Consider the following 26,591-nt stretch of genomic DNA (forward strand, 5'->3'; position numbering starts at 1 on the left):
CAGCGTCTTCAGTACAGACGGTGCGAACAAGGAATTGGATGGAAGCACCGCCGTCGGCCCTCCCCTGTGCGCGGAGGCCCCAGACTCCTCCCGCAACTCCTCCTCACCCGCCCCGCGCATCCTTCAGCACCCGGCCCGAACCCGGCCCCGAACCGTTGCGAAAGCGTCACGGTATTGGCGTTTGGAGCATTTCGGGGCGCTTTGTGAGGCAGGTAACGGTAAGGTTGCTTCGTAGTTTTCGCCTGGATTCCGAACCGCTGGCGGCAACAAGGAACATACGTAACCAGAGTGAATGAGGTCTTGATGTGTGGGAATTCGTGGCGGACCGGTATCAGCAGATCCTGTTCGCCGGATGGCAGCACTTCAGCCTAGTCGTCCAGTGCCTGGTCCTGGCCACGGTCATTGCCGTAGTCATCGCGTCACTGGTGTACCGCAATAAAACCCTCACCGGAGTGGCCAACGGCGTCTCCGCAGTGGGCCTGACGCTGCCGTCCTTCGCCCTGATCGGCCTGCTCATTGCACCCTTCGGGTTTGGTGCGGTGCCGGCCGTGATCGTGGTGGCGTTCTATGCCACCCTGCCCATCCTGCGCAACGCGGTGGTGGGCCTGTCCGGAATCTCCCCGACCGTCGTCGAATCTGCCCGCGGCGTCGGCATGGGCCGGATGCGCACGCTGCTGCGCATCGAACTGCCGCTGGCCTGGCCGGTGATCCTCGCCGGCGTGCGGGTGTCGGCCCAGATGGTGATGGGTATCGCCGCCATTGCGGCCTACGCCCTCGGCCCCGGCCTGGGCGGCTTCATCTTCACCGGCCTGTCCCGCCTCGGCGGGGCGAACTCCCTGGAGTCCGTGGTGGTCGGCGTCGTCGGCGTCATCCTGCTGGCCCTGATCCTTGACCTTCTCCTGGTCGGCCTCGGCCGGCTCACAACCCCGCGAGGTATCCGTGTCTGAGACTCCCACCACCACAACCGACGCCAAAGCCACCGCCACCGGCATCCTGCTCGAGGATGTCACCAAGCGCTACCCCGGGCAGGACAAACCGGCAGTCGGCGGCCTGACCATGGAGATTCCGCAGGGCAGCATCGTGATGCTGGTCGGCCCGTCGGGCTGCGGCAAGACCACCACGCTGAAAATGATCAACCGGCTCATCGAGCCCACCAGCGGACGGATCATCCTCAACGGCGAAGACGTCACCGGGATTGACGGCGACCAGCTGCGCCGCGGGATCGGCTACGTGATCCAGGCCGGCGGGCTCTTCCCGCACATGACCGTGGCGGCGAACATCGCCGTCGTGCCCAAGATGCTGGACTGGGACAAGGGCCGCATCCAGGCCCGGGTGGACGAGCTGCTCGAACTGGTCTCCCTGGACCCGGCGCTCTACCGGGACCGCTACCCGAAGGAGCTCTCCGGCGGACAGCAGCAGCGCGTGGGCGTGGCCCGCGCACTGGCCGCCGATCCGCCCGTGCTGCTCATGGACGAACCGTTCGGCGCCGTGGATCCGATCACCCGCCAGCGACTGCAGGACGAACTGCTCCACATCCAGTCCGAGCTGCACAAAACCATCGTCTGCGTCACCCACGACTTCGACGAAGCGGTGAAGCTGGGGGACTGGATCGCGATCTTCGACGAGGGCGCCCAGCTGGTGCAGTACGACTCGCCGGAACGGATCCTGGCCAACCCCGCCAACGAGTTCGTGGAGAACTTCATCGGCTCCGGCGCGGGCCTGAAGCAGCTCACCCTGACCCGCGTGAACGAGGTGGAGCTGATGACTCCCATCACCGCCGGCATCGGCGACCTTGCCAGCGACACCCTCTCCCGGCTGCAGGGCGCCGGCGAGCAGAATGCCGTGGTGCTGGACGAACGTGAACGCCCCATCCAGTGGCTCTCCCGCCGCCAGCTCAGCCGGCTGGACCGGCACACGGACGCCGTGGATCCCAAGCTTCCCGTGATAGGGAACCAGGCCACGCTGAACGACGCCCTGGACACCATGCTGGTCTCCAGCACCGGTGCTGCGCTCGTGACCGGGCCGCGCGACCGGTTCCTCGGGATGGTCACCGTGCAGACCGTGATGGAAGCCATCACGGCCGCGAACGAGGCCGCCCAGCTGGGATCCTCCAGCGCACCGGTGGGCGTGAACAGCGGCGTCATCAAGCGCAGCACTGCGGCGCAGGCTCCGGTGCCGGACGCCGCGGGTGCCACTGCCGCCAGCCAAGGCACCCGATGAGCACTGCACAGACGACGGCGGCCCAGGCCCGGGTCGAGGCCGAGAGCGGCGCCGGCCCGACGTCGTGGCGGCCGCTGCTGCTGCAGCTGGCCGGCATTGCCGTGGCCTTCGGGCTCCTGATGCTCTGGCTGACCACCGCCGACCTCAGCGTCACCGAGCGCACCACTCTCGCCCCCGCCGCACTGTGGGACTACACGGTGCAGCACCTGCTGCTTACCGGCGTGTCCGCGGTGATCGTGCTGGTGATCGCCATCCCGCTGGGCGTGCTGCTGACCCGCGGACGGATGCGCCGATTCACCGGCGGGATCATGGCAGTGGCCAACATCGGCCAGGCAGCTCCGGCCATCGGGCTGCTGGTGCTGCTGGCCTTCTGGATGGGCTTCGGTTTCCGGGCCGCCATCACCGCCCTGGTGGTCTACGCCCTGCTGCCGGTCATGCGGAACACCATGGTCGGCCTGCAGCAGGTGGACCCGCGCATTGTCGAGGCCGGCCGCGGCGTCGGCATGAGCAACGCCCAGGTGCTGTTCCGGCTGGAACTGCCGCTCGCGGTGCCGGTGATGCTCTCCGGCGTCCGGACCGCCCTGGTGCTTCTGGTGGGCACCGCCACCCTGGCCACGTTCGTCAACGGCGGCGGGCTGGGGATCCTGATTACTACCGGCGTGAACCTGAACCTGACAACGGTGCTGGTGGCCGGCGCCCTGCTGGTGGCGCTGCTGGCGCTGGTGGTCGACTGGATCGGCCGCCTGGTCGAGCACATTGCCCGGCCGAAGGGACTCTGATGACCAAGCAGCCAAACATCCGCGTGCGGCTCGCCGCCGCAGGAGCCGCCGCCGTCGGCCTGTTGCTTGCCGGCTGCGGACTGCAGCCGGCAGCCTCCTACGTACCGGAAGCGGACCCCGGGCTGATCCAGCCCGTCGAGGGGCTGCCCGAGGACGCGAAGCTCACCGTCACGAGCAAGAACTTCACCGAACAGCTCGTCCTGGGCAAGATCGCGGTGCTGGCCACGAAAGTGGCCGGTTTCGATGTCACCGACCTGACTAATGTTCCCGGCAGCCAGCCCGCTCGGGAGCTGCTCCTCTCCGGGCAGGCAGGCATGACCTGGGAATACACCGGCACCGGGTGGATCGCCTACCTGGGCCAGAGCGAGGGCATCCCCGACAAGCAGGAACAGTGGCAGGCCGTGCATGACGCGGACCTGGCCAACGGCGTCACCTGGGGCGACCCGGCACCATTGAACAACACCTATGCCATGGCGATCCGCAGCGAAGCCGCCGAGGAGCTGGGCGTGGACAGTATTTCCGACATCGCCAACCTGCCGGTGGAGGAGCGCACGTTCTGCCTGGAGGCAGAGTTCAACTCCCGTCCCGACGGCATGAACCCGCTGCTGGAAAAGTACGGCATTCCCCGCGGCGACCCGAACGGGGTGCCGGACGCCAACATCGGCATTTACGACACCGGTGCCGTGTACTCGGCCACCGACGCCGGGGAGTGCAACTTCGGCGAAGTCTTTGCCACGGACGGACGCATCGACTCGCTGGGGCTGACCGTCCTCGAGGACGATCGGGCCTACTTCCCCGCCTACAACGCCGCCCCGGTCTTCAATACCAAGGCGTTGGAGGAGTATCCGGTGCTGGCGGACATCTTTGCGGAGGTATCGCCGTTGCTTACGGACGAGGAGCTGCGCAAGATGAACCTGGCCGTGGACGTCCAGGGCCAGGAGCCCGCCGACGTCGCGTTCGACTGGATGGTCGAGAAGGGCCTGATCACCGCTCCCGAGTGAGGTGCATACCGTGGACCTGCCCGTAATCCTCGACGCCGGCCACGTCGGCGACGCCGCCGGCCTCCTGCACCGCTATTACACGCAGAAGCTGACCTCCGGGCATGTGCGGACCGGCGCGAGGTTCGACACCTGGGCCGGGGGCGGGGATTCGCCCGGAACCGCCCACCGGATTACCGCCGACGACCTGGTGGCGCTGGCCCTGCTGGGCGAGGAGATCAAGGGGCCGGCCGTCATTGGGCTCCTTGAAACCAAGGCACCGGAAATCGGCGAGCTGCTGGAACTAATACCGGTGGGCCTGGAGCTGGCGGATGTCACCGACGTCGAATACATCCATGTCCTCGGCAAGGACAGCCCGGCGTGGCTGCTCTGGGAGATCTTCCGCGGGTATAAGGGCGGGCAGTGGAGAATGGGGCCCACCAAGACCAGCAAGCTGCTGGCCCGCAAACGGCCGAAACTGATCCCGATCTGGGATTCGCTGGTGGCCCGCAGCATCGGGGCCGGCACGTCCCTCACGCAGTGGGAAGAATGGCACGCGCTGCTGACCGCGAAGGACCGGGAACTGGTCCGGCGACTGGACGAGGTCCAGGCCCGGGCGGCGCTGCCGGTACGGATTTCCACCCTGCGGGTCATGGACGTGGTGCTGTGGATGGACGCCAAGCAGCGCGGTTTCCGGGCGGTTCCGGGCGACGACGAGTGAACGGCGGCGCCTAGTTCCGGTAGGTGAACACGGTCAGGCCGCCGGTCGCGAAGCGGGGGATATCGGCGTTGGCCGCCTGCCCCTCGGCGGTTGTCAGGGACTCCTGCATGGCAGATTCGCTATCGAAATCGGCCTCGAACAACGCAAAATACGGGGGGCGCTCCTCTGAGGACCTCAGTTCCTCGGAGGCCCGCAGGGCGCGGAGGCCGGGAATGTTGCGCACCAGCGGCAGGTGCACGCTGCGGTAGTGCCGGCGGAAGGCATCGGGGTCCCGCGGCTGGCGGAACAAAACAACGAGCGTGTGCATGCCGACAACGTAGCGCGGCCGGGTGCGGCGGGACAGGGGGCGGGGGCGCGGCGCCGGTTAAGGACAGTCGGTCCCGTGCCGGGCTAGAGTCCTCAGTACGCCGGGCCCATGCCCGCGGACCCGCGACCAAGAGGAACCGCCATGTCACTTTCCACCAGCCCAGCCTCAGCGCCGACGCCGGAACTTCCGGACAGCATGCGCGTCTCGGTCCTGCGCGTCCCGGTTCCCGGCCGCGGCAACGACGACGCCGCCCCCAACCAGCTGTCCGTCGATGAACGGCCGCTGCCGCAGCTGGAACCGAACGAGGTGCTGGTCCGGGTGGCCGCCGTCGGCGTCTGCGGCAGCGACGTGCATTATTTCCGGCACGGGCGGATCGGACAGTTCGTGGTGGAGGATCCGCTGGTGCTCGGGCACGAGGCCTCCGGGACCGTTGCCGCGGTGGGCGCCGCAGTGGATCCGGCCCGGATCGGCCAGCGCGTCTCCATCGAACCCCAGAAACCCTGCCGCCGCTGCGAACAGTGCAAACAGGGCCGCTACAACCTCTGCCCGGACATGGCGTTCTACGCCACCCCGCCGGTCGACGGCGCGTTCGCCGAGTATGTGGCGATCGAATCCGACTTTGCCCACGCCGTCCCCGACACTGTCTCGGATGAGTCCGCGGCCCTGATGGAACCGCTGTCGGTGGGTATCTGGGCCTGCCGGAAGGCCGGCGTCGGGCCCGGACAGCGGGTGCTGGTGGCCGGCGCCGGACCGATCGGGCTCATAATTGCCCAGGTGGCCCGTGCCTTCGGAGCCAGCGCGGTGTACATCAGCGACATAGCGCAGGACCGGCTGGACTTCGCCGCCGAGCACGGCGCCACGCACACCCTCCACGCCTCCCAGCCGGTGGACGGTCTGGGGGTGGATGCATTCATCGACGCTTCCGGTGCGCCCAGTGCGGTCCGGGCCGGCATCCGGGCGGTGGCCCTCGGCGGACGGGCGGTGCTGGTCGGGATGGGCGCCGAGGATGTCGAACTGCCGGTCGGCGTGATCCAGAACCGCGAAATCTGGCTCACCGGCGTTTTCCGCTACGCCAACACCTGGCCCACGGCGATCGCGCTGGTCGCAGAGGGCAAGGTGGACCTGGACGTGCTGGTCACCCATCAGTTCGGGCTCGGCCAGGTGCAGGAAGCGCTCGACGCCGGCCGCGAACCCGGCGCGCTGAAGGCCGTCGTCCAGCCCTGGCGCTGACGTGCAGGGCGGGGAAAGCTGCGTCGCCGTCCGCCGGACGGGGGTCCGGTTCGAGAAACCGCCGCGCCGCTCTGGACAGTAAGTTACTGAGCGGTAATATAGCGGCCATGCACCTGATTCTGCGCACCATCCTGACCCTGTTCCGCGCCCGACGCCGGCCCAAGCTTGATTTCTTCGACACCTCCTCGGTGCGCATGAAGGTCCTGCTGACGGACATCGACTTTGCCATGCACCTGAACAACGGCATGTACTTCTCGCTGATGGACCTGGGCCGGTTCGACCTGCTGGTCCGCAGCGGCGTCTGGGACGTCATGAGGAAGCGCGGCTGGAATCCGGTAGCGAACAACGAAACCATCAGCTTCCGCAAATCACTGCAGCTGCATCAGCAGTACAGCATTGAAACCCGGATCATCGGATTCGATGAGCGTGCCATTTACATCGAGCAGCGCATGGTGGCCGACGGAGAGATCTACGCCAGTGCCGTCATCTGCACCCGCCTGGTGTCCAAGAAGGGCCCGGTAAGCAACGAGGAGATCTTCGAGGCCGTGGGTGCCGTTCCGCCTGCGGACCTGGAACTGCCGGAGTGGATCCATGAGTGGCGTTCCGCAGTCGCCCTGCCCAGCACCCGCCGGCCCGCTCCGCACACCTGGGCCTAGGCGCAGTCTCCGTTCCGTTCTGCGGGACCGTTGACACCTCCGGCACCCCGCGCCCAACCTAGAAGCAAGGGGCCTAGGAACGGGGTGCTCGGTGAAGCTGACGGTTAATACTTTCCTGACATTGAACGGCGTGATGCAGGCTCCGGGCAGCAGGGAGGAAGACCCGTCGGGCGGTTTCACCGGCGGCGGCTGGCTGGCCCCGCATGCTGATCCGGACCTGGAGCAGATTGTCACCCAGTGGTACGGCATGGCCGATGCCCTGCTGCTGGGCCGCCACACGTACGACATGATGCAGCCCTATTGGGAGGCAGCGGACCGCCCCGGGGACTTCATTGCCACCGCCCTGAACACCCTGCCGAAGTATCTGGTCTCCGCGACGATGCCCACCGCCCCCTGGCACAACACCCGGCTGCTCGAAGGTGAACCGCTGGCCGGCGTCGAACGGCTGAAGTCCAGGCGCCGCGGCGAACTCCAGGTGCACGGGAGCTATCAGCTGGTGCAGGCGCTGGCAGCCGCGGGGCTGGTGGACGCGTACCGGCTGATCATTTTCCCGGTGGTGGTGGGCCAGGGCAAGCGGCTTTTCGAGGATATCCGCGAGGTTGCCGCCTACAGCATGACCCAGCCGCTGACCACCCGGTCCGGGGCCGTCTCCGTGACCCTCCACCCGACGGCGCTGCCGGCCGCCACCGGTACCGAAACCGGCCCAGGAGCCGGAGTCGGCATCTCCTTTTGACGGCCTTCCTGAGGCGCGGATAAGGAAGAATGTTTCCGCTCTGCGATAAAATGGGGGCAATTCACGGGGAGGGGCAATCATGCCTGAACGGGCCGCCGGATCCGGCGTTCAGTCAGTGGAACGGGTCTTTGAACTGCTGGAACTGATTGCCGATGCCGGCGGGGCAGTGACGCTGAGCGAACTCGCCGCCTCCACGTCCCTGCCGCTGCCCACCATCCACCGGTTGCTGCGCACGCTCGTGGGCCGGGGGTATGCCCGGCAGCTGCCCAACCGGCGGTATGCCCTCGGGCCGAAGCTGATCCGGCTGGGTGAAGGCGCCAACCTGCAATTGGGTGCATTGGCCATGCCGCAGCTGAAACACCTCGCCAATGAGCTGGGGGAGACCTCGAACATGGCGGTGCTCGACGCCGACATGGTGGTCTACATCGCGCAGGTACCGTCGCGGCATTCCATGCGGATGTTCACGGAAGTCGGCCGGCGGGTCCATACCCATGACACCGGCGTCGGCAAGGCGATCCTGGCGCAGCTGCCGGATGAACAGGTCCGCAGCATCGTGGGACGGGCAGGAATGCCCACTCCCACCGGGCACAGCCTGGGCAGCGTCGAGTCGCTCCTGGAGGATCTGGCCCGGATCCGGTCCCGTGGTTACTCCGTGGACGAGCAGGAACAGGAACTCGGGGTGCGGTGCTTCGCCATGGCCGTGCCCGATGCCCCCACACCCTCGGCGGTTTCCGTTTCGGGGCCGGTTTCACGGGTGGACGAGGCGTTTGCGGACCGTGCGGTGCCGTTGCTGAGGGAGGCCGTGGAGAAGATTTCCGCCGAACTGAACCGCTAGGGCTTCCCGGGGACGGAAAAGGCAGGTGCCGCGGTGCGGCACCTGCCCTTTCTGCAGTGATGCGAGGCGATGTGGTGCGGTGATGCTCCTCGGGTGTGCCCGGGCTTTAGTGCTGGTTCCCGCGGCGGGTGCCGGCGGCGAGCATGCCGATCGGAACCAGCAGCAGGAGCAGCGGGATGAGCACGGCCAGGATCTTCGGGGAGGTGAAGATTTCGCCCGGGGTCAGCGCCGTGGTGCTGGCCCGCATGGTGTCCGCGCCTTCGGAGATCTTGCCGTTGCCGTCGGCCAGGGTCTTGCTGCCTTCGGCCAGTTCGGTGTTGCCGGCGGCCAGCTTCTCAGCGCCTTCCTTCAGGTCGCTCGTGCCGGCGGTCAGCGTCTTGCCGCCGTCGTCGAGCTTCACCACGCCCTCGTCCAGGGACTCGGTGCCGGTGACCAGGCGGCTGGTGCCGTCGGAGAGGCTGATGGTGCCGTCGTAGATCTTGTAGTTGCCGTCGGCCAGCGTGTAAGCGCCGGTTTCCAGGGTGTCCAGGCCGGTGGCGAGGGTTCCTGCGCCGGTGGCGAGCTTGCCGTTGCCTTCTGCGAGGGTGGCGGCACCGGTGTTCAGCGTGTTCAAGCCGGTGGCGAGGGTTCCAGCGCCTGCGGCCAACTTACCGTTACCTACCGCGAGGTCTCCGGCGCCGTCTTCGAGGGTTTTCAGACCCTTGTTGAGGTCCGTGGCACCCACGGAAACCTGCTCGGCTCCTGCATAGAGCTGTTCGATGCCCAACGCGGCTTCTCCAGCTTTGGTAGCCAGGTACGGCGCAGCTGCCGGATCGTTGAGCTTGGCGAGACCCTGAGCCATGGCACCGTTCCCATAGAGAAGCCCGTCGGTATCGTATTGGGGTGTCCCATCAGGGTTCACGTGATAGGGAACAGCGCCATCTGTTGTGGGGTCATAACCGGTTATTCCGTTGTCGAGAGCGGCCACCAGCTTTTCAAGACCCTCGAGCTTCGCAGCTGCCTCAAGAATTCCTGCTTTTGCTTCAGGGGCGATCTGGATGCTCGCCAAATACTCGAGTTTGGCACGTGCATCCGACTTTCCGTTTTCGCTGTAGGGGTGCAAATCGGCGCTGATGTTTGTGTACGCTGTCTCACCGTCTTCACCAGGGGTTGCATGAATCCCGGCCCACATATCCTGCACGCCTAGGTTCGCCGCCGTGGAGCCAGAGGCTAACTGACCAATGCCGGCAGCAACGTCCTTGGCGCCACTGGCGAGGGCGGGAGCACCGTCTGCCAACGGTTTCATCTCTGTGTAGAGCTGGGTGGCACCGGCGGAAAGGGCGGCAGATCCGTTCTTGGCGTCGGTGGCTCCCGCGGCGACCTTATTTGCTCCGTCCGACGCTGCGTCGGCACCGCTGACGAGTTCCTGGGCGCCGCCGTTCGCACTGGTAGCACCGGCGGCCAGCTTGTTGGCACCGTCCGCGGCGCTGTAGGCGCCGGCGGTCAGTGTGCCGGCACCCGTGCGGGCGTTGGTGGCACCGGCAGCAAGCTTGTTGGCGCCCTCGTTGGCAGACCCCGCGCCGGTAAGGAGCTTCTGCGCGCCCTCATCCAGTGTCGCGGCGCCTTCCTTCAGGGTAGTCACCCCTGCCTTTGCCGAGCCGATTCCCTTGGCCAGGGTGTTGGCGCCGGCGTCGACCTTTTCGGTGCCCTCGGACAACTCGCTGGCACCGGTCTGCGCCTTGGCGGCGCCGTCCTTTAGGTCTCCGGCGCCGGTGGACGCGCGCTCGGCGCCGTCGCTCAGTTCCGTCGCCCCGCTGGCAACCTTGCCCGTGAACAGCACGAAGAAGGCCAGCAAGAGAATGAGGAACAACGCCAGAAGTACGGTGAGAAGGGTATGCGGGCGGCTAGTGGAGCGCCCGGACGTGGAACTCGTCATTGAATATCCTTTTTCTGCTTTCATGCGGCTTTGAGACCGGTTACGCGGCAACGGTTACCCCGGTGGGCGTAGCCTGTGCGGGTGCAAGTGGCCGGATCCGCGTCACATTCAGACGCCGCCGGCCGGGAAAAGTGTGATGTTGGTTACATCTAAGCTACCGGTCGGTAACAAAGCAAGGGTTTTTCAGAAATAGTTACCCATGAGTAGGTTGCGGTGGGCAGTGACGCGTGTCGCCGGTGTAACCCGGCCCATATGGGGCATCGTTGTATGCAGACACATTCAAAGTAAATAAAGGGAGTTTTAATGAGCTGGCTGGACCGCGACCGCACTATCGCACCGCCCGGATTTAACCGATGGCTGATCCCGCCTGCGGCGCTGGCCGTTCACCTGTGTATTGGCCAGGTGTACGCCACGAGCGTTTACAAGACGGCTCTGGTGGAGTACTTCGACGCCAGCCTCACGCAGATCGGCGTAATTTTCTCGATTGCCATTGTGATGCTCGGGCTCTCCGCCGCAGTCATGGGCACCTGGGTGGACCGCAACGGACCCCGCAAGGCCATGTTCGTCGCCGCCGTGTTCTGGGCGGGCGGCTTCCTGATCGGCGCCCTGGGCATCTTTACCGGACAGCTCTGGCTGCTCTACCTGGGCTACGGCGTCATCGGCGGCATCGGCCTGGGCATCGGGTACATTTCCCCGGTCTCCACCCTGATGAAGTGGTTCCCGGACCGTCCCGGACTCGCCACCGGCATGGCCATCATGGGCTTCGGCGGCGGTGCGCTGGTCGCCAGCCCGCTGTCCTCGGCCCTCCTGGGCTTCTTTGATCCGGAGTCCGGAACCGAAGGCTGGGTGGCCAGCGGTGACGCCGTAGGCAAACTGTTCCTGACCCTGGGACTGGTGTACCTGGTCTACATGCTTTACGGAGCGTGGAGCATCCGCGTGCCGGCAGCGGACTGGAAGCCCGAAGGCTTCGACCCCTCCAAGGTCAAGGCCAAGGCCATGGTCACCACCAACAACGTCTCCGCGGCCAACGCCATCAAGACAAAGCAGTTCTGGCTGGTCTGGGTTGTGCTCTTCTGCAACGTCACCGCCGGCATCGGCATCCTGGAGCAGGCTGCCCCGATGATCCAGGACTTCTTCCGCCAGCCCGACGGCGTCTCCCTGGTCTCTGCCGCCGTTGCCGGCGGGTTTGTGGGCCTGCTGTCCATTGGAAACATGGGCGGGCGTTTCGTCTGGTCGGCCACGTCGGACCTGGTGGGCCGCAAGCGCATCTACATGATCTACCTCGGCCTCGGTGCCGCCTTGTACATCCTGCTGTCCCTGTTCGGCGGCGGTTCCACCTTCCTCTATGTGGCTTTGGCGTTCATCATCATCTCCTTCTACGGAGGCGGATTCGCTACGGCACCGGCCTACCTGCGGGATCTCTTCGGCACCTACCAGGTCGGCGCGATCCACGGCCGACTGCTCACGGCATGGTCTGCCGCCGGCATTGCCGGACCGCTGATCGTCAACTCGTTCCTGGATTCCCAGGGCACCCCCGGTGAACTCACGGCCGGGGCCTACCAGCCTGCGCTCTTGACCATGGTGGGCCTGCTGGTGGTGGGCTTCATCGCCAACCTGCTGGTGACACCGGTGGCATCCCGCTACCACGAGCCGGAGTCACCTGCGGCTCCGGAACAGACCGCTACCGTAACGGAGAACGCTAATGACTAAGGCAAAACTGACTGCGAGCTGGGTGCTGGTGGGAGCTCCGCTGGCCTACGGGATCTTTCAGACCCTGACCAAGGCTTCGGCACTCTTCGGATAAATAACCGGATAGCACCGTGAAGCTAAACGCTGTCTAGCCGAACGGAATACAACGGGCCGGCAGCGGGTGTGGAAGACACCCGCTGCCGGCCCGAAGTGTTTTAAATCCTTCCGCCGCAGGCTGCCTGCCGCTGAAGGGCTGTGAATCCGGGGCACGGGTGCAACGCTTAGAAGACAAAATATGTCCACCCGCACCGCGGCGGATCTCTGCCGGTGCGGGAAGAGTAGGGAGTGTCCCATGAAGGCTCTTCAGTACCGCACCATCGGCCAGCCGCCCGAAGTGGTGGAGATCGACACCCCGGAGCCCGGGCCCGGACAGGTGCGGCTGAAGGTCACCGCCGCCGGTGTCTGCCACTCCGACGAATTCATCATGGGCCTGCCGGAGGAGGTTTACAGCTACGGGCTGCCCCTGACCCTGGGGCATGAGGGCGCCGGGGTGGTGGACAAGGTGGGCGACGGGGTGCAGTACGTGGAGGAAGGCACCTCCATGGCCGTCTACGGCCCGTGGGGGTGCGGGATCTGCTATGAGTGCTCCAGCGGCCGGGAGAACTACTGCCGCAATGCGGCGAAGCTCGGCATTGTCCCGCCCGGCCTCGGCGCACCCGGGGCCATGGCTGAATACCTCATTGTGGACAGCCCCCGGCATTTGCTCCCGCTCGGGGACCTGGACCCGGTGCGGAACGTGTCCCTGACCGACGCCGGGCTCACCCCGTACCACGCGATCAAGGGCTCGTTGGAGAAGCTGCACTCCGGTGCCACCGCCGTGGTCATTGGCGTGGGCGGGCTGGGGCACGTGGCCGTGCAGATCCTGCGGGCCATGACCGCAGCCACCGTGGTGGCGCTGGACATCGACGAGGCGAAGCTGAACCTGGCCACGGACGTCGGCGCCCACTACGCCTTTCCCTCCGAGCAGGGGGCCGCGGCCGTGGTCCGGGACCTGACCGGCGGCAGGGGCGTGGATGCCGTTTTCGACTTCGTGACCATTCAGGCCACCCTGGACCTGGGCCAGGCGATGCTGGGAGCGCAGGGCGACCAGGTGCTGGTGGGTGTCGGAGCCGGCACCCTGCCGGTGGGCCTGAACGCCACCGCGGCCTGGGAAACCTCCATTCGCGCGCCATACTGGGGCTCACGGCCGGAGTTGTTCGAGGTGCTGGACCTTGCCCGGAGTGAAGGCATCAACGTGCACACCGAAGTCTTCAGCCTGGACGAGGCGCCGGCGGCCTACGAGAAGTTGAAGAACAACGAGCTGCTCGGTCGCGCCGTCGTCGTTCCGTAACCTACAGCGGCGCCGGGGCAAGCCCGGCGAATTCCGCGGCGGAACGCAGCAGCTGCGGCACGCCGGCCTCCAGCGACGGGGCGAAGGTCCTGTCGTTGGGGCGTTCGCCCTTGAGCCAACGGGTGTAGATGGCCTCGCAGAAAATCGACGCCTTCCACAGCGCCAGGGCCTGGTACCAGGGCAGGGCATCGAGATCGAGATCCATCCGCTGGCGGTACGCCTCGATGATGTCGGCACGTGTGTAATAGCCCGGGTTGCGGGTTACTCCGGTCAGTTCCAGGGGTGTCGACGTGCTGCCCGGCTCGGAGTAGGTGGCCGTGAGGTAGCCGAGATCGGCGAGCGGATCCCCGACGGCGGACATCTCCCAGTCCAGGACGGCAACCACCCGGGCGGGGGAGGAGGGGGCAAACATCAGGTTCCCGGGCCGGTAATCCCCGTGCAGCACCGCTGCGGCCTGGCTGTGCGGCACGTTGTCCGCCAGCCAGCCGCCGATCCGCGCCACCTCGGGCAGGTTGCGCATGGTGTTGACTTCCCACAGCCCGGAGAACCGGGCGACCTGGCGCTGCAGGTAACCCTCCGGCCTGCCGAAGGAGGCAAGGTCCCCGCCGCTGACGTCCACTGAGTGGATGCGGACCAGGGCGTCAACGACGGCGGCGCTTGTGGCCCGGCGGTCCTCGGCGGAGGACAGCGCGGGCGGAATGGTGTTGGTGATGACCAGCCCGTCGAGGAAGCCCATGACATAGAACGGCACCCCGAGCACCGATTCGTCTTCGCAGACGGCGAGGATTTCCGGCACCGGCACCCCCTGCACGCGCAGCAGCTGCTGGATCCGCGCCTCACGGACCATGTCGTGGGTGGAACGCGGCAGCGGCGGACGCGGCCCGCGGCGCAGCACAAAGTCCTCGTTCCCACGCCGGATCCGGTAGGTGATGTTGGACTGCCCGTCCCCGATCTGCGTCCAGGACAGCGGCCCCGAGCCCAGGCCGTGCGCGTCGAAGAACGCAGTAACCTCGTCCAGGATCAGCAGCGGCGCGGAGTCCAGCGCCACGGCGTCGGAACGGGTGGCAACGACTTCGCTGCCGTCGGGGATGGAATGCATGGGTTCAGGCCTTCGCTTCGGCGCGGGTCCCGGCGTCGGACGCCGGGTGGGAGACATCGGCGAGATCCGGAGCCCCGTGCTCCACCTCGCGGCGGCGCCGGGCCGAGGCGCGGCGGGAGATGGCCCACTTGTGCGTCTCGTTGGAGCCGTCATAGATCCGGAAGGCACGGACCTCGTTCAGATAGGAGGCCAGCGGTAGCCGGTCGGTGACGCCGTCGCCCCCGCACAGCTGCAGGCTCCGGTCGATCACCCGGTACACCGCCTCCGAGGTGTGGGTCTTGGCCACGGAGGACAGTGCCGAGCCGGCCTTGGCATCAACTTCGAGCAGGGCCGCGGTCTTGGTGATGATCGCGTCGGACGTTTCAATATCGATCACTGACTGCGCGATCATTTCCTGGGCGAGGCCGAGTTCGTTCATCACCGAGCCGAAGATCTCCCGCCGGTTGGTGCGGTCCAGTGCAATATCCAGGGACCTCCGGGCCAGCCCGAGCCAGCGCATGCAGTGGGTCAGCCGGGCGGGACCCAGCCGGACCTGGGCGTAGCGGAAGCCTTCGCCCGGTGCGCCGAGAACGGCGTTGTCCGGGACAAAAACGTCGTCGAAGTGCACATGCGGATGTCCGCCGCCGATCGCCCGGTCCATGGTGTGCAGCTGCTCGCCGATCCGCACCCCGGGCGCGTCCATCTCCACCAGGAGCATGGTGGCCCCGGCGGGGGCACCGCCCACCGCGTCGGTGCGCACCATGGCAATGCAGAACGAGGCGTTGTTGGCGCCGCTGGTAAAGCGCTTGTGCCCGTTGATCACCCAGCCGCCGTCCACCTTCGCGGCGCTGCTACGCAGGGCCGCGGGGTCCGATCCGGCGCCCGGATGCGGCTCCGTCATGCCGAAGCAGGACCGGGCCTCGCCGGAGACCAGCGGGGCAAGGTAGCGGTGCTTCTGTTCCTCGCTGCCGATCAGGTGGAGCATATGCATGTTGCCCTCATCCGGGGCCATGCAGTTCAACGCCGAAGGACCGATCAGGGAGTAGCCCGCCTCCTGGAAGATGGGGGACCAGTGCTCCAGCGGCACCCCCTGCCCGCCGTATTCGCGCGGCGCATGCGGAGCGAAGACCCCGGCGGCCTTGGCGGCGGTGCGCAGTTCCGCCAGCAGTGGTTCCGGCACGACGGCGCCCGGGCTCGGCTCCGCGGGCATCACCGTGCCGCGGATGAAGTCGCGGGTGCGCCGGCGCAGGTCTTCAATGTCCGCAGGCAGGGAAACGGTGCTCATGAGGGGTCCTTAGGGAGGCGGTGGGAATGTCAGGCCGAGCCGCCGGCCACGAGCAGGCCGCCGTCGAGGTTGATGATCTGCCCGGTGATCCAGGCGGCGTCGTCGGACGCCAGGAAGGCAGCTGCGCCGGCAACATCCTCCGGGGTGCCGAGCCGCTTCAGCGGATAGGTGGAACTGACTTTTTCCTCGCGGCCCTCGTACAGGGCGCGGGCGAACTGTGTCTTGACCACGGCCGGTGCCAGTGCGTTCACGCGTACGGAAGGGGCAAGTTCGACGGCGAGGGTGCGGGTGAGCTGTTCCACGGCGGCCTTGCTGATGCCGTAGAAGCCGATGCCGCCGGCGGGGGTCTGGGCCGAGACGGAGGAAAGGTTCAGCACCGAGCCTCCGCGGCCGCGGAAGTCCAGTGCTTCGTGGGCGCAGACCGCCGTAACCCACGCCAGGGTGCCGAGCACGTTGACGTCCAGGATCCGGCGGGCCGCCTCGGGGTCCAGATCGGTGAGCGGACCGTACACCGGGTTGATCCCGGCGTTGTTCACCAGGATGTCCAGCCGGCCCCAGGTTTCGGCCACGGCGTCCAGCACCTCGGCGCGGTGGTCCGGATCGTCGGATTTCCCGGCCATCGCCAGGACGGCGCCTTCGGGGAATTCGGCGGCGGCTTCCTTCAGCGGCCCGATGTTGCGGGCCGTGATGCAGACCTTCGCGCCCTCGGCGGCCAGGCGGCGGGCAATGGCCAGGCCGATGCCGCGGCTGGCTCCCGTGACTATGGCGGTCCTGCCCTCGAGTCGTGCTGCAGGCTGCTCCGGTTCGGTCATGTGCTCCGCCAACTTCTCTCTGCCGACCCACTACCGAGCGACCGCTCGGTACGGTTAGTCTGGTGCAGGCCCGCAAGAGTGTCAAGGGTCACACTATCGCCGGAAAGGAGCCCATGACCGTTGACCGATTGCAGCCCTCGTGGCGCGATTTCTCCGTTCCCGCCCTGCCGCCGCTGCTGCGCGCCGCCCTCGACTGTTTCGTGGAGCACGGGTACCACGGCACCGCCATCCGTTCCGTCGCCACGCGGGCCGGACTCTCGGTGCCCGGCCTCTACCACCACTACCCGTCCAAGCAGGCGCTGCTCGTCGGCATAGCCGAATCGGCGATGGCGGACCTCTACGCACGCAGCACCGCGGCACTTGCCGAGGCGGGGGACGACGTCGAGCAGCGTTTTGCGCTGCTGGTCGAATGCCTCGTCCTGGTCCACGCCTACCGCTGGGAACACGCCTTCATTGCGGCCAGCGAGATCCGCAGTCTGGAAGACGCGGCCAGGACAGGGCACATCGCGGCGCGGGACCGGCAGCAAAAGCTGCTCGACGACGTCGTGGCCGAAGCCGTCCGCCAAGGCCGCTTCACCACCGGGTATTCCAAAGAGGCCAGCCGGGCGGTCACCACCATGTGCACCGGGGTGGCCCAGTGGTACCGCGCCGGCGGCCCGCTGAGCCCGGAGGAACTGGCGGTGCGCTACGTGCAGATCTGCCGCGGGGCGGTGGGAGCACGCTGACCCCGGCAGCAGGGTTCACCGGTACCGGCGGTGCAGGTTCTCCTTCTCCCCGGATCCGCGGGCGGTCTCCGAAATCCAGGGGCCGGTCCCCTCGGACCCGTCCAGCACGCCTTCCTCCTGCCAGGTGTAGCGCCCGTCGAGGACGCCCTTGGCGAGTTTCCGGTCGGTGTCGTCGGAGTTGTGCCAGAGGCCGTCGAACAGGGACTCGATCCGGACCCGGGCCTCGCGGCTGAAGGCATCCGCCAGTTCGAACGCGCCCGCACCCTCCGCCGGATCCTCCTCCCGGATGTTCACCGCACGGACGCACGAGGCCGAGATGGCGAAAATCTCCGCACCGATATCCACGATCCGGCCCAGGAACACCTGGTGGTGTTCCAAGCCGGCCTGCCAGCGGGCCATGCCGAGGAAGGTGGAGCGGGCCAGCCGGCGCGAGGCGCGTTCGGCGTAGCGCAGGTGCCGCGCCAGCACGCCGAACTCGGCATACGACGTCGGCATGTTGCCCTTGCCCGCAGCGAGCGTGGGCAGCCACTTGCCGTAGAAGCCGCTGGCCTTCAGCGCTGCACGGGCCTTGGCCCCCGCCGGGGCGTCGGCCACCGCCAGGTCTCCGGCCGCGGACAGATGCGCATCCACCGCCTCGCGTGCAATGAACAGGTGCATGATCTCCGTGGAACCCTCGAACACCCGGTTGATCCGCAGGTCCCGCAGCTGCTGCTCGGCCGGCACCGCTCGCTCGCCGCGGGCGGCGAGGGAATCCGCGGTCTCGAAGCCCCGTCCGCCGCGCACCTGGACCAGCTCGTCGGCAATGTTGTACGCCATCTCGCTCGCCCAGAGCTTGGCCAGGGCAGCCTCGATCCGGATGTCCTTGGTGCCGGCGTCGGCCAGTTCGGCCGAGAGCTCGAAGACCGCCTCGAGCGCGAAACTGGTGGCCGCAATGTAGGCAAGTTTCTTGGCCACCGCTTCGTGCCTGCCGATGGGCCGGCCCCACTGTTCGCGGGCTCCTGCCCAGCCGCGGGCAATCTTCAACGACCATTTGCCGGCAGCCGCGCACATGGCCGGAATGGACAGGCGCCCGGTGTTCAACGTGGTCAGGGCGATCTTCAGGCCCTGGCCCTCGCGTCCCAGACGGTTGGCCGCCGGCACCCGGACGTTCGTGAACCGGGTGACCCCGTTCTCGATGCCGCGCAGCCCCATGAAGTTGTTGCGGTTCTCCACCGAGATGCCGGGAGAGTCCATTTCCACCACGAACGCACTGATGCCGCCCTTGGAATCGCCGTGCGGCGGAACTGCGGCCATCACCACCACCAGCTCGGCAATCACCCCGTTGGTGGTCCACAGCTTCACGCCGTCAATCACGTATCCGCTGCCGTCGTCGGAGGGAATGGCGGTGGTGCGCAGGCGGGCCGGATCGGATCCGACGTCGGGCTCGGTGAGCAGGAAGGCCGTGACCGCTCCCGCAGCGCAGCGCGGCAGGTACTCCTCCTTCTGCGCGTCGTTCCCGAAGACCTTCACCGGTTCCGGCACGCCGATGGACTGATGGGCCGAGACCAGCGCGCCGAGGCTGGGGTGCACGGTGCCCAGGATCATCAGTGCCCGACCGTAATTCAGCAGGGACAGGCCCAGGCCGCCGTAATGCTGGGGGATCTTGATGCCGAATACGCCCAGGTCCGCCAGCCCGCGCAGGTTCTCATCCGGAATCAGGCCGGTACGTTCAATGGCCCGCCCGTCCATGGTCCGGCAGTAGCCGGTCAGTGCGTCAAGGAACAGTTGGGCGCGGGCTTCTTCGTCGGGGTCGGACGGCGGCAGGGAACCCAGAAGATCCAGGTTGTAGTTGCCCAGATAGATTCCCTTGGCGAAACTCGGCCGGGACTCCCCGGTATCCCGGGCAGCTTCGGTGGCGTTGCGGGCGTCCTGCTCGGTGACCACGCGCTCTTTGATTCTGCGGGCACTTCTGTTCCGGCTGGCGTCATGAATGTCAGTGGTGCTCATGGGATTTCTCCTCCGTCACGGCCGCGCAGCCGGTGCCGGTACCGGTACCGCCGCAGCAGCCCACTGTGGGGACCATGCTACGCGTCAGTAGGTAGGGGTAAAGGGTGTTCGGTGGCTAATGTTGGCCGCAGGCCGCAATGTCGGAGGCAACCCCTCCGGCGCAGGCGGAAACCGGCAGTGGTGCAAAGGAGATCGTCATGGCATGGGTCGAGAGGGAACGCGCGGAACTGGTGCGGACGCTGCGGGAGGCGGATCCGCTGGCGCCGACGCTGTGCGGCGGATGGGATGTGCGCCGGCTGCTCGCCCACCTGGTGCTCCGCGAGCACGCGCCGTGGAAGATCGCCGCGGATGCGGTCCGCCGGCCCAAACCCGGACAGGAAAAGCATCTGGGCGCAGTGGCGGCCGCGGCCGCCAGCCCGGAGGGATACGCCGCTCTTGTGGACCGGTTTGCCGCCGGCCCGGCCCGGTTTTCGCCCTACCGGCTGGATGCGGCGAACCTGGTGGAATACGTCATCCACCATGAGGACATCCGCCGCGGCGACGGCTTGGCTGCGCCGCGGGAACTGCCTGCCGGAGAACAGCAGGCGCTGTGGAAGCAGCTGGGCCTGATGGCACGGATGGGATACCGGAGCAGCCCCGTAGGCGTGGAACTGGCACTGCCGGGCTCCGGGCGGCGCCGGGTGAAGGCGGGAACACCGTCCGTACTCGTCTCCGGAGGCGTGGTGGACCTTGCACTGCATGCCATGGGCCGGCGCGCCGCCGCCAATGTGAGCATCGAAGGTGCGGGTGAACCGGTCCGCATGTTCAGGCAGTGGGCGGCAGGCTAACATCACCCGGCTTGACAAGTACCCCCTCTTTGCCGTTGAAATAGTAAGCACACTGATTGTTTCAGCGGAGCAGAACCGCCTACCAATGACGTATCAGGAAAGCAGGAAGATGCAGAACGAGGGGGACTGGGAACCCGTGCGGCTGCTCTCAACGGCTGCAAGACTGGTTAGACGAGAAGTAGATAACAAGCTGCGGGCCGTGGGACTGACCCAGGAGCGCGTGACGGTGCTGCGCGTGCTCCTGGCCGACGGGCCCATGCGGCGCGCGGAACTGGCCAGGCGCCTGCGGGTCACCGCCCAGACCCTGGGGACGGCGCTGGTGAGCATGGCCGGGCAGGGCCTCGTGGAAGAGGTACCGGCCGAGGTTGTTGGCCGGTCCGGGCGGTGGATGGCCATCTCGGAGCGCGGCCAGAAGCTGCTGGCCGATGCCGAAAACCTGGAGCAGGATACTTCCACCGCGGGATTCGGCCCCGAGCTGCGGTCGGAACTGATCACGCTCGTCCGCGGCCTGGAGCGGCGCGGACCGCAGGCAGCAGGCGGCGCGCCGTCCCTGGGAGCGGCCCCGTAGGACGGGTCCGCCCCGGCAGCGGCCTCCGAGCCTCCGCTGCCGGGGTAACGTGTTGACCTAAGAGCAGCACGTTATCGGCCTGGTGCCGGGAAGGAAGGGCATGAGCGAGGGTATCCGCGTTGCCGATGTTGATGAGATAGACGAAGGCGAGGCGCTGACGGTGGACGCCGAAACGGCGGGCACCGCGGACGACATTGCCGTGTTCCACAGCGACAACGGCCGCTTTTACGCGCTCAACGACACCTGCACCCATGAAGACGCCTCCCTGGCCGACGGGTGGATCGAGGGGGACGAGGTGGAGTGCCCCATCCACTCCGCACGGTTCTGCCTCCGCACCGGCGAAGCCCTGTGCCTGCCGGCCCTCATCAACACCAAGGCGCACCGCGTGGACGTGCGGGACGGAGCCGTGTGGCTCTACCCGAACGAAAGCCCGCTCAACGCTTGACCGCTGTCGCAGCCCCCGCGTCCATCGCCGTCGTAGGCGGCGGAATCGCCGGCTTCAGCGCCGTTCGCGAACTCCGCCGGCGCGGGTACGAAGGTGCGCTGTCGCTCGTGGACCCGGCCGGACTGCCCTACGACAGGCCACCGCTGAGCAAGGCGTTCCTGGCCGGTACTTTGGACCGGCCCCGCCTGCAGCTGGCCCCCGGGCAGTGGTATGCGGAGAACCGCATCACCGTGGTGGCAGATGCCGTGGACAAGCTCGACGCCGGCAACGGCACCGAGGCGCCCCGCCTGGCGCTGGCCTCGGGCAGGGAACTTTCCGCCGACGTCGTCCTGCTCGCCACCGGTGCCCGCGCCCGCCGGCTGGCGCTGCCCGGAATGAATCTTCCCGGCGTCCTCACCCTGCGCAGTGCCGATGACGCCTCTGACCTGCAGTCGCGGCTCGGCGTCGGTGAGCATCTGGTGGTCCTCGGCGCGGGACTGATCGGCGCCGAAGTGGCGGGAACGGCACGGGACCTGGGAGCGGAAGTCACCCTGGTGGATCCCGCCGAGCTGCCGTTCGCGCACGCCGTGGGCCCGGAAATGGCAGGGTACCTGCATGGCCTCCATGCCGCGCACGGCACAAGGGACGTGCGGGGGACAGCAGCCGCAGTCGCCCGGGACGGAAACAGGCTGCGGGTGGACCTCGCGGACGGCAGCGCCTTGCCGGCCACCGCAGTCCTGGTGGCCGCGGGCAGCGTGGCCGAGACGGCGCTCGCTGAAACTGCCGGGCTCGCCGTGGACGGCGGGCTGCTGGTGGACGCAGCCGGCCGCACCTCCCACCCGCGCATATTCGCCGCCGGTGATTCCTCCCGTCGTATTGGTCCGGACGGCGTGCCCGGGCGGCGGTTCGAGCACTGGGATGCGGCCCGCCGCACCGGTGAAGCGGCCGCCGCCGGAATGCTTGGTGACGAGCCCGGCGCCGGTGCTGCCGACTGGTTCTGGTCCGACCGCTACGGCGTACATCTGGAGGTGGTCGGCAGCATGGCGGTCCCGGGCCGGACAGTGCTCCGCGGTGAACCCGGTGCCGGCTTTATGGTGTTCCGCCTGGGCCTGGACGGAGCCCTGGCCGGAGCAGCCGCCGTTGACGGCGGAACCGCCGTCCGGGCAGCCCGGAAGCTCGTTGAATCCGGCCGCATCCTCGACCCGGAGCTGCTGCAGGACCCGGCCGTCGACCTGCGCAGGATGGCCCGCGGGAAGGCATAAAAGGGTGCCGGGCGGCGGATCCGCCCCCGGGCAGGGGATTACGAAAGATTAGCGTTGCGTAATTAGTGAAAACCTGGGCTACCCTTATTTTGGATCCGCGACCGCGGGGTCCGTTCCGTTCATTTACGTGTTCCAAGGAGCCCAACATGGCCCTGTCCCGGATGCGCCGCGTTGCCGCTGCGGCTGCCGTCGCCGTTCTGTCCCTTTCCGCCTGCTCCACGGGTGCCGCGGGGGACAAGGAATCCAGTGCCGCGGTCGCGGAAGACCAGTTCCCGGTCACCATCAAGCATGCCTTCGGCGAGACCACCATTGAGGGGGTTCCCGAGCGGGTAGCCGCCGTGGCCTGGGCCAACGCCGAAACCGCGCTGGCGCTGGACGTGGTTCCCGTGGGGATGCCGCTGATCGAATTCGGCGGCAATGACCAGGGCACCACCCCGTGGATCGACGAGGCACTCGAAGACCTGGACGCACCCATCGGCTCCGACAACGCTCCGGCGCAGTACTCCGAAGCCGACGGCATTGCCTTCGACGACGTCGCCGCGACCGACCCCGACGTCATCCTCGCCGCCTACTCGGGCCTGTCCCAGGAGGACTACGACAAACTGAGCAAGATCGCCCCCGTGGTCGCCTACCCCGAAACCGCGTGGGGCACCTCCTGGCAGGACACGGCCACCATGATCGGCGAAGCCCTGGGCAAGAGCGACGAAGCCGAGCAGCTGGTGGCGGACACCCAGCAGGCGATCAACGACAAGGCGGACGAATACCCGCAGCTCGCGGGCAAGTCCTTCATTTACGGCAACCTCGCTCCGGGTGCGGAAAACTCCGTCTACACCGCCCTGGACAACCGTCCCAAGTTCCTGGAGTCCCTGGGCCTGACCATGGCTCCCGTGGTCGCGGAGAACACCAAGGGCGACGAGTTCTACATCCCGTGGTCGGATGAAAACCTCAACCAGCTGGATTCGGACATCTTCGTCAGCTGGGTGGCCAGCGAAGAGGTCGCGGACAGCATTGCCGACGATCCGCTGCTCGGCCAGATCCCCGCCGTGAAGAACGGCGGCCTCGTGGCCGACGCGGATCCGACCCGCGTCTTCTCCACGTCGGCCATCAACGTCCTGAGCATCCCCTACGCGCTGGACAACGTGGTGCCGATGATCGCCGACGCCGCAACGGCGGCCGACGAGGCGAAGTAGGACCGCGCCATCTGGGCCGGGACACCGATTGGACAGGCCCCTACCGCAGTTTGAAATGATCGAAGGCATGGATGACCTGCTTTCGCTTGCTGTCAGCTTCAAACCGCTCTTTGCCGTGCTGGTGGCGGTAGGGGTCGCCCTGATCCTCGCCCGGATTCTCCGTGAGGTGGCCCACCGGGCACTCCGCCGGACGCCCGGTATCCGGGAGATCTCCCTCAAGGCCCGGAATCCGCTGCGGCTGGGGCTTTCGCTGATCGGCACGCGGATTGCCCTCGGGGCCACGGCTGCCGGTGCCTCATGGCTGCCGGCGGTGGACTATGTGCTGGTGGTGGGCCTGATCGCCGCCATTGCCTGGCTGGCAGTGGTGCTTCTGCTGATGGCCGAGGCCATGATCCTCACGAAGTACAGCACCGATACGCGGGACAACCGCAGGCTGCGGCGGCTCAAGACCCAGGTCATCCTCGGCCGCCGGATCGGCGTTGCCGTCCTGATCGTCATTGCCGTTGCCTGCGTGCTTCTGACCATCCCCGAGGTCCGGGCCCTCGGTGCCGGTATCCTGGCCTCGGCCGGCCTCCTTTCCATCGTTGCCGGCCTCGCCGTGCAGGGAACACTGACCAACGTCTTTGCCGGCCTGCAGCTCGCCTTCACCGACGCGATCCGGGTGGACGACGTCGTCGTTGTCGAGGGTGAGTGGGGCACCATCGAGGAAATCACGATGACCTACGTGGTGGTCCACATCTGGGACGACCGGCGCCTGATCCTGCCCTCCACCTACTTCACCACCACGCCCTTCCAGAACTGGACCCGCCGCCAGTCGGCCATTCTGGGCACGGTGGAGCTGGATCTGGACTGGCGCGTGCCGGTAGGGGACCTGCGCGCCAAGCTCAAGGAAACCCTCGCCGGAACGGAGTTGTGGGATAAGCGCACCAGCGTGCTGCAGGTCACCGAGGCCGTCAACGGCGTGGTGCGGATCCGCATCCTGGTTAGCGCAGAGGACAGCGGAACCCTGTTTGACCTGCGCTGCCTGATCCGCGAAACCATGGTGAGCTACCTGCAGGAATGGCATCCGGATGCCCTGCCCCGCCAGCGCTGGGAAGAGGTCCGGAAGACCTCTTCGGCCGCGCACAGCGGCCCCCGTACGGCACCGCTTCCGCGCAATCCGGACACCAGTGACTCGCAGCTGTTCACCGGAAGCATCGACGCCGTGGAACGCCGCGTGAACTTCTCCGGACCCGGCGAGGAGGTTTTCGCCGAACGGGAGGAAAACGCCGACGACGGCGGGCGGCGCTGACCCCCCCTTCCTGTCGACAGGTAGCCCGGGGTGTTGACAGCAAGCATTCTGCCGGGCACCAATAGGAACCCCGGCAGTTCGGCCGGACCGGCGAAGGGACGGAAAGATGGCGGATGCCTTTGTGCTCCACGAAATCCAGGGCTCCAGCGTCTGGGCGAACGACGGTGAGCGGCTGGGGCTCGTGGGCGAAGTGCACCTGGACCGCACCACCTCCGAACCTGTCTGGGTCACGGTGGACCTTGGTTTGTTCGAAGCGGAGGAACACTATGTGCCGCTCGTCGGTGCCCGCCGCGACGGCCGGGATATCTTCGTGAACTACTCCAAGGACCAGGTGGCGCACTCGCCCGGGGCGAACCCGCAAAACCCGCTCAGCCCCGCGGAAGAGGCCGTCCTGATGGATTACTACCGGCTCGGTTGAGCCCCGCCAACGCCTGCCGGGACAACGGCCCGGCAGGATCCCTTTGTTGCTAAGGTCGCTTACTAATACGATGGGGGGCAGAACACTCAATCCAGCAGGAGGCCGCAGTGGCACAGGAGACTAACAGCAAGGCTGAGACGGCGCCCAGCCCGGACGATGCCAGTAAGCCCGATAAACCCACTGAGGTATCCAAGCCCAGTTGGAAGTACATCCTCAAGAAGACGATCCGCGAGTTCTCCAAGGACCAGTGCACGGACCTCGCCGCAGCGTTGACCTATTACACCGTATTGGCGATCTTCCCGGCCCTGTTGGCACTGGTCTCCATCCTCGGCCTTGTGGGCCAGGGCGAAAGCACCACCAACGCGCTGCTGGACTTCGTCAGGCAGTTCGCGCCGGAAGACGCAGCGAAGGTCATTGAAGGCCCCATCGAACAGCTGACCTCCTCGCAGGGTGCCGGCCTCGCGTTGATTGCCGGTATCCTCGGTGCCCTCTGGTCCGCTTCCGGCTTCGTGGGCGCTTTCGGCCGGGCCATGAACCGCATCTACGAAGTGGATGAAGGCCGGCCCATCTGGAAGCTGCGCCCCATCCAGCTGCTGGTGACCCTGATCATGATCCTGCTGGCCGCCGCACTGCTGCTGATGCTCGTGGTCAGCGGCCCGATTGCCGAAGCCATTGGCAACGTCATCGGCCTGGGCAGCGAAGCCGTTACCGTCTGGAACATCGCCAAGTGGCCGGTCATGGTGATTTTCGCGGTCCTGATCATCGCGATCCTTTACTACGCCACCCCGAACGTCAAGCAGCCCAAGTTCCGCTGGATGAGCATGGGTTCGCTCATTGCCCTGGTGGTCCTGGCCGTGGTCACGCTCGGCTTCAGCTTCTACGTTTCCAACTTCGGCAACTACAACGCCACCTATGGTGCCATCGGCGGCGTGATCGTGCTGCTGCTGTGGATCTGGCTGGCCAACCTGTCCCTGCTCTTCGGGGCGGAGTTCGACGCCGAGGTGGAACGCGGGCGCGAGCTCCAGGCCGGAATCCAGGCGGAGCAATCCGTGCAGCTTCCCCCGCGCGATACCCGCCAGACGGAGAAGCGCCAGGAACAGCAGGAGGAAGACATTGCCGAGGGCCGGAAGCTGCGCCAGCAGCACGCCGGCAAGGATTACGACGACGACCTCCACGAGTAGCGTCCGGCGCATCCGTTAGCGCAGACGACACCGCCCCGGACCGTTTGGTCCGGGGCGGTTTTGCATGCGGGGTGTGGCTTCCCATCGAGAAG

General features: G+C 67.1%; 27 protein-coding genes. 21 read left to right on the forward strand and 6 right to left on the reverse strand.

Going from position 1 to position 26,591, the window contains the following annotated elements:
- The first annotated feature begins 305 nt into the window (after window positions 1-305).
- From AC5RT8_RS10935 to AC5RT8_RS10955, 5 genes are read left to right on the forward strand one after another with little or no spacing between them, the layout of a single operon-like run.
- A complete protein-coding gene (locus AC5RT8_RS10935) occupies window positions 306-947 on the forward strand; it encodes an ABC transporter permease (RefSeq protein WP_494095729.1) in 642 nt (213 codons plus the stop codon).
- Complete coding sequence (locus AC5RT8_RS10940; protein ID WP_494095730.1) at window positions 940-2,220, forward strand: ATP-binding cassette domain-containing protein; 1,281 nt, start codon at window positions 940-942, stop codon at window positions 2,218-2,220. Before AC5RT8_RS10935 ends, AC5RT8_RS10940 begins: the two co-directional genes overlap by 8 nt.
- Window positions 2,217-2,999: an ABC transporter permease gene (locus AC5RT8_RS10945; protein WP_494095731.1), complete on the forward strand. Its 783-nt coding sequence runs from the start codon at window positions 2,217-2,219 to the stop codon at window positions 2,997-2,999. Before AC5RT8_RS10940 ends, AC5RT8_RS10945 begins: the two co-directional genes overlap by 4 nt.
- Window positions 2,999-4,000 (forward strand): glycine betaine ABC transporter substrate-binding protein, encoded by a 1,002-nt coding sequence (locus tag AC5RT8_RS10950; protein WP_494095732.1) that lies wholly within the window; start codon window positions 2,999-3,001, stop codon window positions 3,998-4,000. Before AC5RT8_RS10945 ends, AC5RT8_RS10950 begins: the two co-directional genes overlap by 1 nt.
- 10 nt (window positions 4,001-4,010) lie before the next feature.
- Complete coding sequence (locus AC5RT8_RS10955) at window positions 4,011-4,697, forward strand: DUF6308 family protein (RefSeq protein WP_494095733.1); 687 nt, start codon at window positions 4,011-4,013, stop codon at window positions 4,695-4,697.
- A 10-nt stretch (window positions 4,698-4,707) separates the two neighbouring features.
- Here the strand turns inward: AC5RT8_RS10955 and AC5RT8_RS10960 are convergent, their stop codons facing one another.
- A complete protein-coding gene (locus tag AC5RT8_RS10960) occupies window positions 4,708-5,004 on the reverse strand; it encodes an EthD family reductase (RefSeq protein WP_494095734.1) in 297 nt (98 codons plus the stop codon).
- A 141-nt stretch (window positions 5,005-5,145) separates the two neighbouring features.
- Here AC5RT8_RS10960 and AC5RT8_RS10965 point away from each other — a divergent pair, with 141 nt between their 5' ends.
- The 4 genes from AC5RT8_RS10965 (at window position 5,146) to AC5RT8_RS10980 (ending at window position 8,458) form a co-directional block, all read left to right on the forward strand.
- Window positions 5,146-6,234: an NAD(P)-dependent alcohol dehydrogenase gene (locus tag AC5RT8_RS10965; RefSeq protein ID WP_494095735.1), complete on the forward strand. Its 1,089-nt coding sequence runs from the start codon at window positions 5,146-5,148 to the stop codon at window positions 6,232-6,234.
- 107 nt (window positions 6,235-6,341) lie between these two features.
- Window positions 6,342-6,890 (forward strand): acyl-CoA thioesterase, encoded by a 549-nt coding sequence (locus tag AC5RT8_RS10970; RefSeq protein ID WP_494095736.1) that lies wholly within the window; start codon window positions 6,342-6,344, stop codon window positions 6,888-6,890.
- 91 nt (window positions 6,891-6,981) lie between these two features.
- Window positions 6,982-7,623, forward strand: a complete 642-nt coding sequence (locus tag AC5RT8_RS10975; RefSeq protein ID WP_494095737.1) for a dihydrofolate reductase family protein — start codon at window positions 6,982-6,984, stop codon at window positions 7,621-7,623.
- Between the two features lie 79 nt (window positions 7,624-7,702).
- Window positions 7,703-8,458, forward strand: coding sequence for an IclR family transcriptional regulator (locus AC5RT8_RS10980; RefSeq protein ID WP_494095738.1), 756 nt, complete (start codon window positions 7,703-7,705; stop codon window positions 8,456-8,458).
- A 106-nt stretch (window positions 8,459-8,564) separates the two neighbouring features.
- Here AC5RT8_RS10980 and AC5RT8_RS10985 read toward each other — a convergent pair whose 3' ends face one another.
- On the reverse strand, window positions 8,565-10,373 hold the full coding sequence (locus tag AC5RT8_RS10985; RefSeq protein WP_494095739.1) for a hypothetical protein: 1,809 nt from the start codon (window positions 10,371-10,373) through the stop codon (window positions 8,565-8,567).
- A 303-nt stretch (window positions 10,374-10,676) separates the two neighbouring features.
- Between AC5RT8_RS10985 and AC5RT8_RS10990 the strand changes: the two genes are divergently transcribed.
- From AC5RT8_RS10990 to AC5RT8_RS11000, 3 genes are all read left to right on the forward strand, one after another.
- The gene (locus AC5RT8_RS10990) at window positions 10,677-12,083 is read left to right on the forward strand and encodes an OFA family MFS transporter (RefSeq protein WP_494095740.1); all 1,407 of its coding nucleotides are present in this window, start codon (window positions 10,677-10,679) and stop codon (window positions 12,081-12,083) included.
- Window positions 12,076-12,177: an MFS transporter small subunit gene (locus AC5RT8_RS10995; RefSeq protein ID WP_494095741.1), complete on the forward strand. Its 102-nt coding sequence runs from the start codon at window positions 12,076-12,078 to the stop codon at window positions 12,175-12,177. Before AC5RT8_RS10990 ends, AC5RT8_RS10995 begins: the two co-directional genes overlap by 8 nt.
- A 237-nt stretch (window positions 12,178-12,414) precedes the next feature.
- Entirely contained in the window at window positions 12,415-13,452 is a 1,038-nt protein-coding gene (locus AC5RT8_RS11000) for an NAD(P)-dependent alcohol dehydrogenase (RefSeq protein WP_494095742.1), read from the forward strand.
- 1 nt (window position 13,453) lies between these two features.
- On the opposite strand, the gene AC5RT8_RS11005 is transcribed toward AC5RT8_RS11000, so the two are convergent.
- Genes AC5RT8_RS11005 through AC5RT8_RS11015 form a run of 3 tightly spaced genes read right to left on the reverse strand, consistent with a single transcriptional unit; the run spans window position 13,454 to window position 16,627 of the window.
- Window positions 13,454-14,551: a phosphotransferase family protein gene (locus AC5RT8_RS11005; RefSeq protein ID WP_494095743.1), complete on the reverse strand. Its 1,098-nt coding sequence runs from the start codon at window positions 14,549-14,551 to the stop codon at window positions 13,454-13,456.
- A gap of 4 nt (window positions 14,552-14,555) precedes the next feature.
- On the reverse strand, window positions 14,556-15,815 hold the full coding sequence (locus AC5RT8_RS11010) for an acyl-CoA dehydrogenase family protein (protein ID WP_494095744.1): 1,260 nt from the start codon (window positions 15,813-15,815) through the stop codon (window positions 14,556-14,558).
- 29 nt (window positions 15,816-15,844) lie between these two features.
- Window positions 15,845-16,627, reverse strand: a complete 783-nt coding sequence (locus AC5RT8_RS11015; RefSeq protein WP_494095745.1) for an SDR family oxidoreductase — start codon at window positions 16,625-16,627, stop codon at window positions 15,845-15,847.
- A 113-nt stretch (window positions 16,628-16,740) separates the two neighbouring features.
- Here AC5RT8_RS11015 and AC5RT8_RS11020 point away from each other — a divergent pair, with 113 nt between their 5' ends.
- Complete coding sequence (locus tag AC5RT8_RS11020; RefSeq protein WP_494095746.1) at window positions 16,741-17,352, forward strand: TetR/AcrR family transcriptional regulator; 612 nt, start codon at window positions 16,741-16,743, stop codon at window positions 17,350-17,352.
- Between the two features lie 15 nt (window positions 17,353-17,367).
- Here AC5RT8_RS11020 and AC5RT8_RS11025 read toward each other — a convergent pair whose 3' ends face one another.
- Window positions 17,368-19,338 carry an acyl-CoA dehydrogenase family protein gene (locus AC5RT8_RS11025; protein ID WP_494095747.1) on the reverse strand — a complete coding sequence of 657 codons (1,971 nt, stop codon included), beginning with the start codon at window positions 19,336-19,338 and terminating at the stop codon, window positions 17,368-17,370.
- Window positions 19,339-19,535: 197 nt separating this feature from the next.
- Between AC5RT8_RS11025 and AC5RT8_RS11030 the strand changes: the two genes are divergently transcribed.
- The 8 genes from AC5RT8_RS11030 (at window position 19,536) to AC5RT8_RS11065 (ending at window position 26,499) form a co-directional block, all read left to right on the forward strand.
- The gene (locus tag AC5RT8_RS11030) at window positions 19,536-20,165 is read left to right on the forward strand and encodes a TIGR03085 family metal-binding protein (RefSeq protein WP_494095748.1); all 630 of its coding nucleotides are present in this window, start codon (window positions 19,536-19,538) and stop codon (window positions 20,163-20,165) included.
- Between the two features lie 109 nt (window positions 20,166-20,274).
- Window positions 20,275-20,733, forward strand: coding sequence for a MarR family transcriptional regulator (locus AC5RT8_RS11035; RefSeq protein ID WP_494095749.1), 459 nt, complete (start codon window positions 20,275-20,277; stop codon window positions 20,731-20,733).
- A 100-nt stretch (window positions 20,734-20,833) separates the two neighbouring features.
- The gene (locus AC5RT8_RS11040) at window positions 20,834-21,178 is read left to right on the forward strand and encodes a bifunctional 3-phenylpropionate/cinnamic acid dioxygenase ferredoxin subunit (protein ID WP_494095750.1); all 345 of its coding nucleotides are present in this window, start codon (window positions 20,834-20,836) and stop codon (window positions 21,176-21,178) included.
- A complete protein-coding gene (locus AC5RT8_RS11045; protein WP_494095751.1) occupies window positions 21,175-22,419 on the forward strand; it encodes an NAD(P)/FAD-dependent oxidoreductase in 1,245 nt (414 codons plus the stop codon). The genes AC5RT8_RS11040 and AC5RT8_RS11045 overlap by 4 nt, the downstream gene beginning before the upstream one ends.
- Window positions 22,420-22,565: 146 nt before the next feature.
- Window positions 22,566-23,609 (forward strand): iron-siderophore ABC transporter substrate-binding protein, encoded by a 1,044-nt coding sequence (locus AC5RT8_RS11050; RefSeq protein ID WP_494095752.1) that lies wholly within the window; start codon window positions 22,566-22,568, stop codon window positions 23,607-23,609.
- A 67-nt stretch (window positions 23,610-23,676) separates the two neighbouring features.
- Window positions 23,677-24,900, forward strand: coding sequence for a mechanosensitive ion channel family protein (locus AC5RT8_RS11055; protein ID WP_494095753.1), 1,224 nt, complete (start codon window positions 23,677-23,679; stop codon window positions 24,898-24,900).
- A gap of 106 nt (window positions 24,901-25,006) precedes the next feature.
- Complete coding sequence (locus AC5RT8_RS11060; RefSeq protein ID WP_494095754.1) at window positions 25,007-25,318, forward strand: PRC-barrel domain-containing protein; 312 nt, start codon at window positions 25,007-25,009, stop codon at window positions 25,316-25,318.
- A gap of 107 nt (window positions 25,319-25,425) precedes the next feature.
- On the forward strand, window positions 25,426-26,499 hold the full coding sequence (locus AC5RT8_RS11065; RefSeq protein ID WP_494095755.1) for a YihY/virulence factor BrkB family protein: 1,074 nt from the start codon (window positions 25,426-25,428) through the stop codon (window positions 26,497-26,499).
- Window positions 26,500-26,591: the final 92 nt, after the last annotated feature.

This window comes from Arthrobacter sp. Ms25, assembly GCF_059090365.1.